The sequence below is a fragment of the Pseudomonas sp. MWU13-2862 genome, assembly GCF_023242495.1.
Classification (GTDB): domain Bacteria; phylum Pseudomonadota; class Gammaproteobacteria; order Pseudomonadales; family Pseudomonadaceae; genus Aquipseudomonas; species Aquipseudomonas gingeri_D.
The window spans coordinates 37,694-52,982 of record NZ_JALMEZ010000004.1 but is presented as its reverse complement, the minus strand read 5'-3'; the positions used below and the strand labels follow the sequence as shown (position 1 = coordinate 52,982).

Annotated in this window: 12 protein-coding genes and 2 tRNA genes; 10 read left to right on the top strand and 4 right to left on the bottom strand. The window is 60.9% G+C overall.

Going from position 1 to position 15,289, the window contains the following annotated elements; translation table 11 throughout:
* Window positions 1-25 precede the first annotated feature (25 nt).
* The 10 genes from M5C56_RS08535 to M5C56_RS08490 all read left to right on the top strand — a co-directional run bounded on the left by M5C56_RS08535 (window position 26) and on the right by M5C56_RS08490 (window position 9,852).
* Window positions 26-111 (top strand) — tRNA-Leu (locus tag M5C56_RS08535).
* Window positions 112-207: 96 nt separating this feature from the next.
* Window positions 208-284, top strand: a tRNA-Met gene (locus M5C56_RS08530).
* 143 nt (window positions 285-427) lie between these two features.
* A complete protein-coding gene (gene rimP / locus M5C56_RS08525) occupies window positions 428-886 on the top strand; it encodes a ribosome maturation factor RimP (RefSeq protein WP_177102043.1) in 459 nt (152 codons plus the stop codon).
* Between the two features lie 47 nt (window positions 887-933).
* Complete coding sequence (gene nusA, locus M5C56_RS08520; protein WP_100939596.1) at window positions 934-2,415, top strand: transcription termination factor NusA; 1,482 nt, start codon at window positions 934-936, stop codon at window positions 2,413-2,415.
* A gap of 27 nt (window positions 2,416-2,442) precedes the next feature.
* Window positions 2,443-4,968 carry a translation initiation factor IF-2 gene (infB, locus tag M5C56_RS08515; RefSeq protein WP_103495486.1) on the top strand — a complete coding sequence of 842 codons (2,526 nt, stop codon included), beginning with the start codon at window positions 2,443-2,445 and terminating at the stop codon, window positions 4,966-4,968.
* Window positions 4,969-5,126: 158 nt separating this feature from the next.
* Window positions 5,127-5,543 (top strand): 30S ribosome-binding factor RbfA, encoded by a 417-nt coding sequence (gene rbfA, locus M5C56_RS08510; protein WP_103495485.1) that lies wholly within the window; start codon window positions 5,127-5,129, stop codon window positions 5,541-5,543.
* Window positions 5,544-5,546: 3 nt separating this feature from the next.
* Window positions 5,547-6,464, top strand: coding sequence for a tRNA pseudouridine(55) synthase TruB (gene truB, locus M5C56_RS08505; RefSeq protein ID WP_103495484.1), 918 nt, complete (start codon window positions 5,547-5,549; stop codon window positions 6,462-6,464).
* A gap of 143 nt (window positions 6,465-6,607) precedes the next feature.
* The gene (rpsO, locus tag M5C56_RS08500) at window positions 6,608-6,877 is read left to right on the top strand and encodes a 30S ribosomal protein S15 (RefSeq protein WP_002555121.1); all 270 of its coding nucleotides are present in this window, start codon (window positions 6,608-6,610) and stop codon (window positions 6,875-6,877) included.
* A 211-nt stretch (window positions 6,878-7,088) separates the two neighbouring features.
* Entirely contained in the window at window positions 7,089-9,194 is a 2,106-nt protein-coding gene (gene pnp, locus M5C56_RS08495; protein ID WP_103495483.1) for a polyribonucleotide nucleotidyltransferase, read from the top strand.
* Between the two features lie 292 nt (window positions 9,195-9,486).
* Window positions 9,487-9,852 carry a BON domain-containing protein gene (locus M5C56_RS08490; RefSeq protein WP_103495482.1) on the top strand — a complete coding sequence of 122 codons (366 nt, stop codon included), beginning with the start codon at window positions 9,487-9,489 and terminating at the stop codon, window positions 9,850-9,852.
* Window positions 9,853-10,003: 151 nt separating this feature from the next.
* Here the strand turns inward: M5C56_RS08490 and M5C56_RS08485 are convergent, their stop codons facing one another.
* The 4 genes from M5C56_RS08485 to M5C56_RS08470 all read right to left on the bottom strand — a co-directional run bounded on the left by M5C56_RS08485 (window position 10,004) and on the right by M5C56_RS08470 (window position 15,270).
* Window positions 10,004-10,297, bottom strand: coding sequence for a DUF2845 domain-containing protein (locus M5C56_RS08485; protein WP_103495481.1), 294 nt, complete (start codon window positions 10,295-10,297; stop codon window positions 10,004-10,006).
* A 2-nt stretch (window positions 10,298-10,299) separates the two neighbouring features.
* Window positions 10,300-13,227: a DUF748 domain-containing protein gene (locus tag M5C56_RS08480; protein WP_103495480.1), complete on the bottom strand. Its 2,928-nt coding sequence runs from the start codon at window positions 13,225-13,227 to the stop codon at window positions 10,300-10,302.
* Window positions 13,228-13,335: 108 nt separating this feature from the next.
* Window positions 13,336-14,352 carry a class I SAM-dependent methyltransferase gene (locus M5C56_RS08475; RefSeq protein ID WP_103495479.1) on the bottom strand — a complete coding sequence of 339 codons (1,017 nt, stop codon included), beginning with the start codon at window positions 14,350-14,352 and terminating at the stop codon, window positions 13,336-13,338.
* Window positions 14,353-14,397: 45 nt separating this feature from the next.
* Window positions 14,398-15,270 (bottom strand): oxygenase MpaB family protein, encoded by an 873-nt coding sequence (locus M5C56_RS08470; RefSeq protein WP_103495478.1) that lies wholly within the window; start codon window positions 15,268-15,270, stop codon window positions 14,398-14,400.
* Window positions 15,271-15,289 lie beyond the last annotated feature (19 nt).

Sequence of the window (15,289 nt, the reverse complement as noted above, 5' to 3'; positions counted from 1 at the left end):
GGTTTCATGCTGTAAACGTTGTATTGCCGAGGTGGTGGAATTGGTAGACACGCAACCTTGAGGTGGTTGTGCCCATAGGGTGTAGGGGTTCGAGTCCCCTTCTCGGTACCAATTATCAGGAGAGCCCGCTGTTGCGGGCTTTCTTGTAGGTGGAAGGTTACATTGACCCTGCAAGGGATCGGTCGTATACTTCCGCCCCAGCTTTGTCGCGGGGTGGAGCAGTCTGGTAGCTCGTCGGGCTCATAACCCGAAGGTCGTCGGTTCAAATCCGGCCCCCGCAACCAGTTTTAGCGGAGCCCCTTTTCAGGGGCTTTTTGTTGGCTGGGTACTTCATGACGCCGCTGTTCGACGGCGTTTCAGGGATGGGCGATTCGCCCATTTTTTGTTTATTTCTATTGCATGCACAGAGATGCACGAGGGGGTTCAGGTGTCGAGCAAGCTAGAACAGTTGCAGGCCTTGTTGGCCCCGGTGGTCGTGGCCCTTGGCTATGAATGCTGGGGTATTGAGTATTCGGCTCAAGGTCGCCATTCCGTGTTGCGCGTTTATATCGATAAAGAAGGCGGTGTGCTGGTGGACGACTGTGCCATCGTCAGCCGCCAGATCAGTGGTGTCCTGGACGTCGAAGACCCCATCACCAATGAATACACCCTTGAGGTTTCCTCTCCTGGCATGGAACGCCCGCTGTTCACCCTTGAACAGTTTGCCTCGCATGCCGGCGAACAAGTGAAGATAAAGTTGCGCTCGCCTTTCGAAGGTCGACGTAATTTTCAGGGCCTTCTGCGCGGAGTGGAAGAGCAGGACATCGTGGTGCAGGTGGAAGACCATGAGTTCCTGTTGCCGATCGATTTGATCGACAAGGCCAACATTATTCCCAGTTTTGACTGAGACGCGGATCCCGCGGATCCAATGGCTTGCGAAAGGCGAGGCGTACGATGAGCAAAGAAGTATTGCTGGTTGTTGAGTCGGTATCCAACGAAAAGGGTGTACCGGCAAGCGTGATTTTTGAGGCGCTGGAGATTGCTCTGGCGACCGCTACCAAGAAGCGCTTTGAAGACGAAGTTGACCTGCGTGTGGAAATCAACCGCCACACCGGTGCCTATGAGACTTTCCGTCGCTGGACAGTCGTCGAGGAAGCCGATCTCGATGATCCGGCGATCGAGACCTGGCCGAGCAAAGTCGCAGAAACCCACCCAGGCGCCAAGGTTGGCGACGTCGTCGAAGACAAGATCGAGTCCATCGAATTCGGTCGCATCGCCGCTCAGACCGCCAAGCAAGTCATTGTGCAGAAGGTTCGCGAAGCCGAGCGTGCACAGGTCGTCGACGCCTATCGCGAGCGCCTGGGGGAAATCATCTCCGGCACCGTGAAGAAAGTCACCCGTGACAACGTCATTGTTGACCTGGGTAACAACGCCGAAGCGCTGCTGGCTCGCGAAGACATCATTTCCCGCGAGACTTTCCGCGTCGGCGTGCGCGTGCGCGCCCTGCTCAAGGAAATCCGCACCGAGAACCGCGGCCCTCAGTTGATCCTGTCGCGTACCGCGCCGGAAATGCTGATCGAGCTGTTCCGTATCGAAGTGCCGGAAATCGCCGAAGGCCTGATCGAAGTGATGGCCGCGTCCCGTGACCCGGGTTCGCGCGCCAAGATCGCGGTCCGCTCCAAGGACAAACGCATCGACCCGCAAGGCGCGTGCATTGGTATGCGCGGTTCGCGCGTCCAGGCTGTCTCCGGCGAGTTGGGCGGCGAGCGCGTGGACATCGTCCTGTGGGACGACAACCCGGCGCAGTTCGTGATCAACGCCATGTCGCCGGCGGAAGTCGCGGCAATTATCGTTGACGAGGATGCCCACGCGATGGACATCGCCGTCGGCGCAGACAATCTCGCTCAGGCCATCGGTCGCGGTGGTCAGAACGTGCGTCTGGCCAGCCAGTTGACCGGCTGGACCCTGAATGTGATGACCGAATCGGACATCCAGGCTAAGCAGCAAGCAGAGACCGGTGACATTCTGCGCAACTTCATCGACGAGCTGGAAGTCGACGAAGATCTGGCGCAGGTACTGGTTGATGAAGGCTTTACCAGCCTGGAAGAGATTGCCTACGTACCGTTGGAAGAAATGCTCAACATCGATGGCTTTGACGAAGACACCGTCAACGAGCTTCGCGCTCGGGCCAAGGATCGTTTGTTGACTAAAGCCATCGCTACTGAGGAAAAGCTGGCAGACGCCCATCCGGCCGAAGACCTGCTCTCGCTTGAGGGTATGGACAAGGATTTGGCGATGGAACTGGCGGTGCGCGGCGTAATTACCCGCGAAGACCTGGCCGAGCAGTCTATTGACGACCTGCTCGACATCGACGGCATTGACGATGATCGTGCCGGCAAGTTGATCATGGCCGCCCGAGCCCATTGGTTCGAGTAATTAGGCGCGGCCTGAGGAGAGAAGTGCATGACGCAAGTCACGGTGAAACAACTGGCCGATGAGGTCAAAACACCGGTAGAGCGCCTGTTGCAGCAGATGCGTGAGGCAGGTCTGCCACACACCGCCGCCGAGGAACATGTGACCGACAGTGAGAAGCAATCGCTGCTGACTCACCTGAAAAGCAGCCACAAGGCTAAAGTGGAAGAGCCGCGCAAGATTACCTTGCAGCGCAAGACCACCAGCACCCTGCGTGTTGCCGGTAGCAAAAGCATCAGCGTTGAAGTACGCAAGAAGAAAGTCTTCGTACAACGCAGCCCGGAAGAAATCGAAGCCGAGCGCAAGCGCGAGCTGGAAGAACGTCGTGCCGTAGAGAATGCGGCTCGTCAAAAGGCTGAAGAAGAAGCCAAGCGTCGCGCCGAAGAAGAAGCGCGCCGCCAGCCTGCTGCTGCTCCGGGTAACGCTGCGGTGGTCGAAGCCGTTGCCCAGGCACCTGTTGTCGCTGCCGAGCCTGTCCGTGAAGTCGCGGCGGCCGCTCCTGCACCAGCCGTCGAGCGCAAGCGCGAAGAACCGCGTCGCCCGGACAAGCCACGTGCCGACGATAGCAATCGTCGTAGCGGCAGTGGCGATGGCGAACGCAAGAACGCCCCGCACCGTGCTTCGGTCAAGGAAAAGGCGCCGGCGCCACGTGTGGCTCCGCGCACTACCGACGAAGAAAGCGACGGTTTCCGTCGTGGCGGTCGCGGCAAGGCCAAGCTGAAGAAACGCAACGCCCACGGTTTCCAGAGCCCAACCGGCCCTATCGTGCGTGAAGTGAAGATCGGCGAGACCATCACTGTTGGCGATCTCGCCCAGCAGATGTCGGTCAAGGCTGCTGAAATCATCAAGTTCATGTTCAAGCTGGGTACCCCGGCCACCATCAACCAGGTACTGGACCAGGAAACTGCCCAGCTGGTTGCTGAAGAACTGGGCCACAAAGTGACCCTGGTCAGCGACACCGCCCTGGAAGATTCCCTGGCCGAGTCCCTGAAGTTCGAAGGTGAAGCGTTCTCCCGTGCACCGGTCGTGACCGTCATGGGCCACGTTGACCACGGTAAGACCTCGCTGCTCGACTACATCCGTCGTGCCAAGGTAGCGGCCGGCGAAGCCGGTGGTATTACCCAGCACATCGGTGCGTACCACGTTGAAACCGATCGCGGCATGGTCACGTTCCTCGACACCCCGGGCCACGCCGCGTTTACCGCGATGCGTGCCCGTGGTGCCAAGGCCACTGACATTGTGATCCTGGTGGTTGCAGCGGACGACGGCGTAATGCCGCAGACCATTGAAGCTGTCCAGCACGCCAAGGCTGCCGGTGTTCCACTGGTGGTTGCCGTGAACAAGATCGACAAGCCGGGCGCCGATCTCGATCGCATCCGTAGCGAACTGTCGGTTCATGGCGTGACCTCGGAAGAGTGGGGCGGCGACACCCCGTTCGTATCGGTTTCGGCGAAAGTCGGTACCGGCGTGGACGAGTTGCTCGAAGCGGTCCTGCTGCAAGCCGAAGTGCTTGAACTGAAAGCGACTCCGTCGGCTCCTGGCCGTGGCGTCGTGGTTGAATCGCGTCTCGACAAAGGTCGTGGCCCGGTGGCTACCGTTCTGGTTCAAGACGGTACCCTGCGCCAAGGCGACATGGTCCTGGTCGGTTCGAACTATGGCCGTGTACGGGCCATGCTCGACGAGAACGGCAAGCCGATCAAGGAAGCCGGTCCTTCCATCCCGGTCGAGATCCTCGGCCTGGACGGTACCCCGGACGCTGGCGACGAGATGAGCGTGGTTGCCGACGAGAAGAAAGCCCGTGAAGTGGCTCTGTTCCGTCAAGGCAAGTTCCGCGAAGTCAAACTGGCTCGCGCCCATGCTGGCAAGCTGGAAAACATCTTCGAGAACATGGGCCAGGAAGAGAAGAAGACGCTTAACATCGTCCTCAAATCCGACGTCCGTGGTTCGCTGGAAGCGTTGAACGGCGCCTTGAACGGCCTGGGTAACGACGAAGTGCAAGTGCGTGTTGTCGGTGGCGGTGTCGGTGGTATCACCGAGTCCGACGCCAACCTGGCACTGGCCTCCAACGCTGTACTGTTCGGCTTCAACGTGCGTGCCGATGCTGGCGCACGGAAGATCGTCGAGCAGGAAGGTCTGGATATGCGTTACTACAACGTGATCTACGACATCATCGAAGACGTCAAGAAAGCCCTCACCGGTATGCTGGGCAGCGATGTTCGCGAGAACATCCTGGGTACCGCTGAAGTGCGTGACGTGTTCCGCTCGCCGAAGTTTGGCGCGATCGCCGGTTGCATGGTGATCGAGGGTGTTGTTCACCGTAACCGTCCAATCCGTGTACTGCGTGAAGACATCGTTATCTTCGAAGGCGAGCTGGAATCCCTGCGCCGCTTCAAGGATGACGCTTCCGAAGTGCGTGCCGGCATGGAATGCGGTATCGGCGTGAAGAGCTACAACGACGTCAAGGTCGGTGACAAGATCGAAGTCTACGAGAAGGTCCAGGTTGCTCGCAGCCTCTGACTCGCGCACTTCAAGGGCCACGCCGAGCCGTCGCATTGAAATGCGCGGCACGGTGTCAGGACTCTAAACGCAACGCCCGGTCCGGCTTCTGCCAGGCCGGGCGTTTGCCGCTTTCAGACCCGCGGGTTTCACCGCAGGGCAGCTACAGGTAACAAGACATGGCAAAAGAATACAGCCGTACCCAACGTATCGGCGACCAGATGCAGCGTGAGCTCGCGCAGCTGATCCGTCGTGAAGTCAAAGACCCGCGCGTCGGCCTGGTCACCATTACCGCCGTCGACGTCAGTCGTGACGTCGGCCACGCGAAGATCTTCATCACCGTGATGGGCCAGGACAACCCGGAAGACATCGCCCAGAGCATCAAGGTGCTCAACGCGGCGGCGGGTTTCCTGCGCATGCAACTGGCTCGCGAGATGAAGCTGCGCAGCGTGCCGCAGTTGCACTTCCACTACGACGAAAGCGTCGTGCGTGGTGCCCACCTGTCGGCGCTGATCGAGCGCGCCGTGGCCGAAGACAATCAACATGTCGACGGCACGGCTCCAGAAGACACCCTTCCAGAAGACGGTCGGGAGTAGTCGGTGGCTCAGGTCAAGCGTATCCGTCGTAATGTCAGCGGCATCATTCTGCTGGACAAGCCGTTGGGGTTCACTTCCAACGCTGCCTTGCAGAAGGTCCGCTGGTTGCTCAACGCCGAGAAGGCCGGCCATACCGGCAGCCTCGATCCGTTGGCCACCGGCGTGCTGCCGTTGTGTTTCGGCGAAGCCACCAAGTTCTCGCAGTACCTGCTCGATTCCGACAAGGGTTACGAAACCCTGGCGCAACTGGGCAAGACCACCACCACCGCGGACGCCGAAGGCGAGGTTTTGCAGACGCGCCCGGTGACCGTTGGTCGTGCCGATATCGAAGCGGTGTTGCCGGAATTTCGCGGTCAAATCAGTCAGATACCGCCGATGTACTCGGCGCTCAAGCGGGACGGGCAGCCGTTGTACAAGCTCGCCCGTGCCGGTGAAGTAGTGGAGCGCGAACCGCGTTCTGTTACTATTGCGCGCTTGGAATTGCTCGCCTGCGAAGGCGATACTGCGCGGCTGGCGGTGGATTGCAGCAAGGGCACCTATATTCGTACCCTGGTGGAGGATATCGGTGAGAAGCTCGGTTGTGGCGCGTACGTGGCTGAATTGCGACGGACCCAGGCCGGCCCCTTCACCCTGGCCCAGACCGTCACGCTGGAAGAACTCGAGGCGGTGCATGCCGAAGGCGGCAACGAAGCGGTTGATCGCTTCCTCATGCCTTCGGACAGCGGTCTGCTAGACTGGCCGCTGCTGCACTTTTCCGAGCACAGTGCGTTCTATTGGCTCAACGGCCAACCGGTACGTGCCCCGGACGCGCCGAAGTTCGGCATGGTGCGGGTACAGGATCATAACGGTCGCTTTATCGGTATCGGTGAAGTGAGCGAAGACGGGCGCATCGCGCCGCGTCGGCTGATTCGGTCAGAATGACCGGAAACCAGCCTGTGTCAAAGCAGGCTGGAGAGGGTGGCTGTCAACAGGCACGGTCACTACTCATTTATAGATACAGGGATTTGTCCCTGGCCTGTTGAAACTGTTTTTTTGAAACAGTTTCTTGATAAAAGGATTGCCTCATGGCTCTCAGCGTTGAAGAAAAAGCTCAAATCGTTACCGACTACCAGCAAGCCGTTGGTGATACTGGTTCGCCAGAAGTGCAAGTTGCACTGCTGACCGCCAACATCAACAAACTGCAAGGTCACTTCAAGGCCAACGGTAAAGACCACCACTCCCGTCGTGGTCTGATCCGCATGGTTAACCAGCGTCGTAAGCTGCTGGACTACCTGAAAGGCAAGGACGTGAGCCGTTACAGCGCTCTGATCGGTCGCCTGGGTCTGCGTCGCTAATCAGCGATTGCGCTATGAGGTTGGTTGTTTGCTGTGCGTCAGCGGGTTTCCCGCCGGCGCATGGCAAGCTTCCAGCCTCAAGTTTTATCTGAGCACCTGCTTTACCCGAAGACAGCACCCGGACAATGACAGTCGGGCCGATTCCCGGCGTTGCCCAAGAATTTCGCAAGAAGACAAGTTCCCCAAGAGCCACAAAAGAAGGTAGGACACCGTGAACCCGGTCATCAAAAAATTCCAGTTCGGTCAGTCGACCGTCACCCTCGAGACAGGCCGTATCGCCCGTCAGGCTTCCGGCGCAGTATTGGTCACCGTTGACGACGACGTCAGCGTATTGGTGACCGTTGTCGGTGCCAAGCAAGCGGATCCAAGCAAAGGCTTCTTCCCGCTGTCCGTGCACTACCAGGAAAAAACCTACGCCGCCGGCAAGATCCCTGGTGGCTTCTTCAAGCGTGAAGGCCGTCCTTCCGAAAAAGAAACCCTGACTTCGCGCCTGATCGACCGTCCGATCCGCCCGCTGTTCCCTGAAGGTTTCATGAACGAAGTGCAGGTTGTCTGCACCGTCGTTTCCACCAGCAAGAAGACCGATCCGGACATCGCTGCGATGATCGGTACCTCGGCAGCCCTGGCCATCTCCGGTATTCCTTTCGATGGCCCGATCGGCGCCGCGCGCGTGGCTTTCCACGAAAGCACCGGCTACCTGCTGAACCCGACTTACGAGCAGCAGAAAGCCTCGAGCCTGGACATGGTCGTTGCCGGTACCTCGGAAGCGGTACTGATGGTTGAATCGGAAGCCAAAGAGCTGACCGAAGACCAGATGCTGGGCGCCGTGCTGTTCGCCCACGACGAATTCCAAGTGGTTATCCAGGCTGTCAAGGAACTGGCCGCCGAAGCTGCCAAGCCAACCTGGACCTGGGCTGCCGCTCCAGAAGCCACAGCCCTGCTGGGCGCGATCCGTGCCGAGTTCGGCGACGCGATCTCCCAGGCCTACACCATCACCGTCAAGGCCGACCGTTACGCGCGTCTGGGCGAGCTGAAAGACCAGGTGGTTGCCAAACTGTCCGGTGAAGAAGGCCAGCCTTCCTCCAGCGAAGTGAAAGCCGCTTTCGGCGAAATCGAATACCGCACCGTTCGCGAAAACATCGTCAACGGCAAGCCACGTATCGACGGCCGCGACACCAAGACCGTACGTCCGCTGAACATCGAAGTCGGTGTTCTGCCCAAGACCCACGGTTCGGCCCTGTTCACCCGTGGTGAAACCCAGGCGCTGGTTGTTGCAACATTGGGTACTGCCCGTGATGCACAGCTGCTGGATACCCTGGAAGGCGAGAAAAAAGACCCCTTCATGCTGCACTACAACTTCCCGCCGTTCTCGGTCGGTGAGTGTGGTCGCATGGGCGGTGCGGGTCGTCGTGAAATCGGTCACGGTCGTCTGGCCCGTCGTTCGGTCCAGGCCATGCTGCCGGATGCCGCTGAATTCCCGTACACCATCCGCGTGGTTTCGGAAATCACCGAGTCCAACGGTTCGAGCTCCATGGCTTCGGTCTGTGGCGCTTCCCTGGCCCTGATGGACGCCGGTGTGCCGATGAAGGCGCCGGTTGCCGGTATCGCCATGGGTCTGGTCAAAGAAGGCGAGAAATTCGCCATCCTGACCGACATCCTGGGTGACGAAGACCACCTCGGCGACATGGACTTCAAGGTAGCCGGTACCGCCAAAGGCGTCACCGCGCTGCAGATGGACATCAAGATCAAGGGCATCACCGAAGAGATCATGGAGATCGCCCTGGGCCAGGCCCTGGAAGCGCGCCTGAACATCCTCGGCCAGATGAACCAGATCATTGGTCAGTCCCGCACCGAGCTGTCGGAAAATGCTCCGACCATGATCGCGATGAAAATCGACACCGACAAAATCCGTGATGTCATCGGTAAAGGCGGCGCGACCATTCGTGCGATCTGTGAAGAGACCAAGGCTTCGATCGACATCGAAGACGACGGCTCGATCAAGATCTTCGGCGAAACCAAGGAAGCGGCTGAAGCGGCTCGTCAGCGCGTCCTGGGCATCACCGCGGAAGCTGAAATCGGCAAGATCTACGTCGGTAAGGTTGAGCGCATCGTCGACTTCGGCGCATTCGTCAACATCCTGCCAGGCAAGGACGGTCTGGTTCACATCTCGATGCTGAGCGACGCTCGCGTAGAGAAAGTGACCGATATCCTGAAAGAAGGCCAGGAAGTGGAAGTGCTGGTACTGGACGTGGACAACCGCGGCCGTATCAAGCTGTCCATCAAGGACGTTGCAGCAGCCAAGGCGTCGGGCGTTTAATCGCGCTTTGACTTCTCGCTGAAAAAGGCACCCTTCGGGGTGCTTTTTTTATGGGCGCTGGAAAAGCCCGATGTTTCAGTGGGGGGCTCGCCGCGCAAACCCGCAACTTGCATGCAGTTTGGCGGCCGGTCATGCAATCTGCACGATTCCGATTTTTATAGTTTGTTTTAACTTATTGATTTTTATAGTTTTATTTTGTTTTCGTGGGTTGGCACAGCGCCTGCAACCTTACAGATAACCCTGCCGCCAGGATCGAGGCGCAGACTTTTCCAGAAGAACAGGAGTTATTTGTATGAAGAAGTTCGCTATCGCTGCCGCCACTGCCACTGCCACTGCCACCGCCCTGACCCTGACCTTGGCCAATGCCGCATTTGCCGCTCAACCGACTTCTCAGGCTCCAATGGTTGTCGCGGCTGGTGAAGTCACCAAGGCCAAGGAAGAGACTTCCGACACCTGGATCACCACCAAGGTCAAAGCTGACCTGGTCACCGAAAAAGGCATCCCGGGTACCGACATCAAGGTTGAAACCAACAAAGGTGTGGTTTCCCTGTCGTCCATGACCCCAGTGACCTCCGCACAGAAAGACACCGCGGTGAGCATCACCAAGAAAATCAAAGGGGTCAAAGACGTTTCGGCCGCTGGCTTGAAAACCGAGTAACGCACAAGGATCTCGCTTGAACCCGCTTTAGGGTGAAGCAAGTAGTGTTGCAGTACGCTTGCCGAGCCTCGAGGTTCAGGCGATGGGTCACAGGGAGTGACCAACTACAGGCCCCGACGCAGTGTGTCGGGGCCTGTTTTATTATGGGTTGTCAGTTACCGCGCTTGCTGTCGATACGCTCCAGGCGTCCGCCGACAAAGCGCAGGTACTGGACCATGCCACCGCTCTGCGGATAGACCCACTCTTCGATCTGCACCTCGGTGCGCCGGTCGAAGCTGCGCTGATAGCCCACCAGGTCCTGGGAGCGCGGCTCGCCGCATTTGCCGAGCACTTCCGACTTGCGATCCCCCACGCTGATCAACTGGCTGCCGCAACGCAGGGTGTCGGCCTGGGCCTGGCCGGCGAGCAGCGCCAGCGCCAGGCTGAACATCACGGGCTTGAGCATGCTTACTCGCTATCCAGATGCAACGGGGTCACGACACTGCCATCTTTCTGCGCATCGCCGAGGTTGGCGTCGATAAGGTACACGCGGTCATCGGCCAACTGGCCCTTGTCCACCAGGAAGTCCTTGATGCTGCTGGCGCGGTCCTGGCCGAGCTTGCGCAGCAGCGGCTCATTGCCGCTCCAGGCTGTGATCACCCCGGCCTTCAGTTTGGCGCTACGTTCGTCGTTACCCAGCTTGGCCCACTCGGCAGGCGGTTGCTGCTTGAGCAGGGTGCGGTAGATGCCTTCGAGCATCGGCGCTTTCTCTCCTTCCGGCACCTGGAGCATCGAGGCCTGGGCCGGCACCTTGTCGCCGCGACGCTGGAGCATCTTGTAGTAGGTGGCCTGGTATTCGCGATCCAGGCGCTGCTGGGCGATCAACGCGCCGTCACTGCTCTGGGCCGCGGTGCCTTCGATTTCCAGGCGCAGGTTGGGACGCTCCTTCAGGGCCGCCGCCAGCTTGGTCAGGGACGACTGGGCATCGCTGCTCAGCTCGCTGGAGCCGGGAGCAAAGGACACGTTGCTGAGGTCCTGGGTGTCGCCCCCGGAGATCAGCCCGCCAATGAACTTGAAGGGCGCGGTGGCGGCCCGCACGATCAGGTTGCGCAGGGTCTGCCAGATGATCGGCATCACGCTGAACTGCGGGTTGTTGAGGTCGCCGCTCACCGGCAGTTCGATGGAGATGTTGCCGTCGGAGTCCTTGAGCAGGGCAATCGCCAGCTTGATCGGCAGGTCCACGGCATCCGGGCTGTCGACTTTCTCACCCAGTTGCAGTTGTTCGACCACCAGTTTGTTTTCGGCTTTCAGCTGGCCCTTGGTGATCAGGTAGTGCACGTCGAGATTGAGCCGGCCCTTGCGGATGCGGTAGCCGGCGAACTTGCCGGAGTAGGGGGTCAGCGTGGTCAGCTCGACGCGCTTGAAGCTGGTGGCGATATCCAGGCTGGCCATCGGGTCGAACGGGTTCACCGCGCCCTTGATGGTGACCGGCGCATAACGATCGACCTTGCCGTTGATATCGACGCCGGCCGGTTTCGGCTGGCGGCTGTCGATGGTGCCGATCTGGCCGTTGAGCTGCTGGACCGCCGTGGCGAAGTGCGGGGTCAGGCTGAAGTCGGCGAAGTTGGCCGAGCCGTCATTGATGGCAATACCGCCAATGTGGATACCCAGCGGCTTGCTGCTGGATGCCGTGGGTTGCGCCTTGGCTTTTTCCGCCGACTTGCTCGCCGGCGGTTGCGGGATCAGCAGGTCATCGATGTTGGTGGTGCGATCGTCGTTGATCATGAAGCGGGCATAGGGTTGCAGCAGGTTGACCTTGTCGATCGACAAGCTGTCACCGTGCTGATAGCTCAGGCCATCGATCGTCAGCTTCTGCCACTTCACGAAGTCGCGGCTCTTGAGGGTGTCGAGGGTCTGCAACTGGTCGACCTGGGCCTTGCCGGTCACGCTGAAGGCCAGCGGGTCGACGCTTTTCAGATTGACCGCGAGATCGCTGCCGAGCATGCCGCTGCGCACTTCCAGGCGCATGAACGGTTCGACATAGGCCTGGGCCACCCGCAGGTCGATGTCCTGGGTATTGACCTTGAGCTTGGCGCTGATCGGGCTCAGGTTGACTTCGCCGCTGGCGAGAATCTTGCCCTGCTTGCCCAGCCCGGTGTCGAGCTTGAGGGTGAAGGGTGACTGGTTGAGGCTGTCGAAGTTTTCCAGGTCCAGGTTCAGCGGACCGAGCTCCAGGGCCACCTGGGTTTTCGGCGCGCGGTCGGCCAGGTGCACGCGGTAGTCGCGCAGTTGCACATCCTTGAGCAGGACCTGCCAGGGCTTGCTCGGCGCTGGCGGTTCGGTCTTGGCCGTGTCGGAAGCCGCCGGTGCTTCCTTGGGCGCCGGTTTGGCCGGTTGTGAGGCGAAGAGTTTCTGCCAGTCGAGTTGCCCGTCCTTCTCGCGGGCGGCCCAGGTTTCGAGCTTGTTGCTGCGGATCTTGCCGACCACGACCTGCTGCTTGGCCAGGTCGACGCTGGTTTCGCTGACGTCCAGGCGCTCCAGGCGTACCAGCGGGCGCCCATCCGGCGCCTTCATGGCGAAGGGCGCGACGCTGACGGCGGTGTTGCTCAGCAGCAGCTCGGTGTCTTTGGCGAGGCTGAACTTGTAGTCGGTGCTGAGGTTGATGACACCGTCCTCGAGTACCAGCGGCAGGGCATCGCGCACATAGGGCCACCAGCCTTTCATATGGCTGTCGCTGATCTTCAGCGAGCCCTCGGAAGCCACTGGCACCAGGCTGAAGTTGCCTTTCCAGTCGATCCGTCCGCTATCGCCACCGATGGCCACCAGGGTCATGGCGGCGTTGTCTTCAGGCAGGGTGCTGAGGTTCTTCAGCGCCAGGTCCATGGGGGTGTAGGTGAATTCGATCGGCTCGTTGGGGCGCAGGTCCTGGAAATGCAGGCGCCCGCCGGCCAGTTCGATCTGGTCGATGCGCACCGGGAACGGCTTGCTATTGGGGTCGGCCGGGGTCGGTTCGCTGGGCGGCAGCTTGAACAGCTGGGCGAGGTTCAGGGTGCCGTCCTTGCTGAATGTCACCTCGGTGTTGGGCTTGTCCAGCTGGATGTCGACCAGGTGCAGGGCGTGGGTCCAGAGACTGTCGATCTGCAGGTTGACGTAGAGACGCTCGAACGCGACCTGTTCCTTGCCCGGTTCACCGATATTCAGCCCCCACAGGGTCAGCTCGAGACTGAAAGGATTGAACTCCAGGCGCTGCAGGCTGGCGGGCACCGTGGCGTAGTGCGCCAGTTGCTGGTTGGCGATACGCAGGCCAACCCCGGGAATGATCAGGAACCCGAGCACGGTGTACAGCGCGAGGCCGGTCAACAAGGCGCCGAGGGCGCGTTTCAATCCTTTGGGCATGTGAGGCGTCGTCTCTCTTGGTGGAGGTGCCTTGGAGTATGGCATGCGTTTGCGGTTCCGAAGCAAGCCCCTTGTTGCTGCGTAAAAGTGGGTGTTTGCGAGTGGTTCCTACAGGTGCAAAACCAGGGTCTTCAATGGCGGTTGCAGGTCGCGGGAAGGGAAGTCGGCGGCAGGGGCCAGCACTTGCCATTCACGCACCGGACGCCCGGCTTTTTCCGCGCAACGCAGGACCTGTTCGCGCCAGTCTTCCAGGCTGACTTTCGCCAGGTTGTTGCAGCAGATCAGCACACCGTTGTCGGCGGTCGCCAGCAGGGCCGGCTTGAGCAGGCTCTGGTAGTCGCGCAGCAGGTCGACGGTACCGAAGGCGCTCTTGGCCCAGGCGGGCGGGTCGAGCAGCACCAGGTCGTACTGGCGCTGTTCCAGGCGCTGGTAGCTGGGCAGCTTCTGCCCGCGCCGCTGGCTGATGGGCAGGCCGGCGAGCTGGCGGATGGCGGGGAAGTAGTCGGACTGGATGAAGTCCATCTCCGGCAGGTGCGGGTTGAGCTGGCCGTTCTCCCGGCCGACCGCCAGGTTGCCCTCGGCGAAGTCCAGGTTGCAGACCTCCCGGGCACCGCCGGCCGCGGCGCTGAGGCCGACGCCACAGGTGTAGGCGAAGAGGTTCAGCACGCTCTTGCCGGCGCTGTGCTGGCGGACCCAGGCGCGGGCGTTGCGCAGGTCGAGGAACAGCAGCGGGTCCTGGCCGGCGTGACGGCCACGGACGCGGTAGTTCAGGCCGCCCTCATGACCGACCAGGTCGGCGAGGGCGGCTTCGTCGGCGCGATAGACCGGGTCTTCACGATCGATCCGCGAGTTGCCCCGGGAGCGGTCGTTGTAGACCAGCAGGGTGTCCAGTTCCAGATGCTGGTTGATGGCCGTGTGCAGGGCGAGCAGGTCTTCGCGTTCCAGGGTCTGGTGGAAGGTCTGCACCATCAACTGCGGGCCGTAGCGGTCGATGGTCAGGCCGCCGGCACCTTCCTGGCTGCCGTGGAACAGGCGATAGCAATCGGTGCCCTGGCCGTGCAGCTCGGCGAGCAGTGCCTGGCGATGATCGAGGGCGGCGCGCAGCGCCTGGTTCAAGGAAGACATGCTCGGCGCCTTGGGGTCGGATTTGGCGCGGGAGTTTACCAGCCTTCAGGGGATCAGGCCCATGCGGCGTTTGGCGCGCTGGGCGGAACCGTTGCGCATGGCCCAGCGCAACAACGGCGCGCTGCGCTTGACGCCGGCCCGGATGACCTGGCGTTGCAGCGGGTTTTGCGACTGGCCGAGCATCTCGCCGGCCCAGTCCGGCAGCAGGTCGATACCGGCCTGCATCATCAGGCTGCCGAACGGTTGGGCCAGGCGACTCGGGGCGGGGGCGGCCAGCAGCAGGCGCAACACTTCGCGGCTGCGGGTATCGCAGAGCAGTTGCGGGCGCATGCGTTGCAGGTAGTCGGCGATGGCCTGGCGTGAGCGGGGTACATCCTGTGCGCCCAGGCGTTCGGCGATCACGGCGATTTCATCGTAGTAGCGGTCCTGGTCCGCCGGCGACAGCTGCGGGTTGCAGTAGCGCAGATGGGCCTTGAGAAAGCTGCTGACCTCGGCCACATGCACCCAGGTCAACAGCTCCGGGTCGCTGGCGGCGTAAGGCCGGCCATCCGGCGCGGTGCCGACCACCTGCAGGTGGATGGTGCGGACCTTGTCGATCAACCACTCGGCGTCCTTGCGCGAGCCGAAGGTGGTCCCGGCAATGAACTGGCTGGTGCGCCGCAAGCGCCCGAGCATGTCCTGGCGAAAGTTCGAATGGTCCCAGACACCGGCCAGGGCCAGCGGGTGCAGGGCTTGCAGCATCAGCGCGCTGATGCCGCCGATCAGCATGCTGCTGAAGTCGCCATGCACCTGCCAGCTCACCGAGTCCGGGCCGAAGAGGCCGGGGTCGCCCTTGGGGTTTTCCAGGTCGAGCATGCCCAGGGACAGGCCGGTCAGGCTCATAAGCTGGGTTTCGATGCGGCGGCGAAGGAATTCCATGCTGGCTCGGTCAATAGGG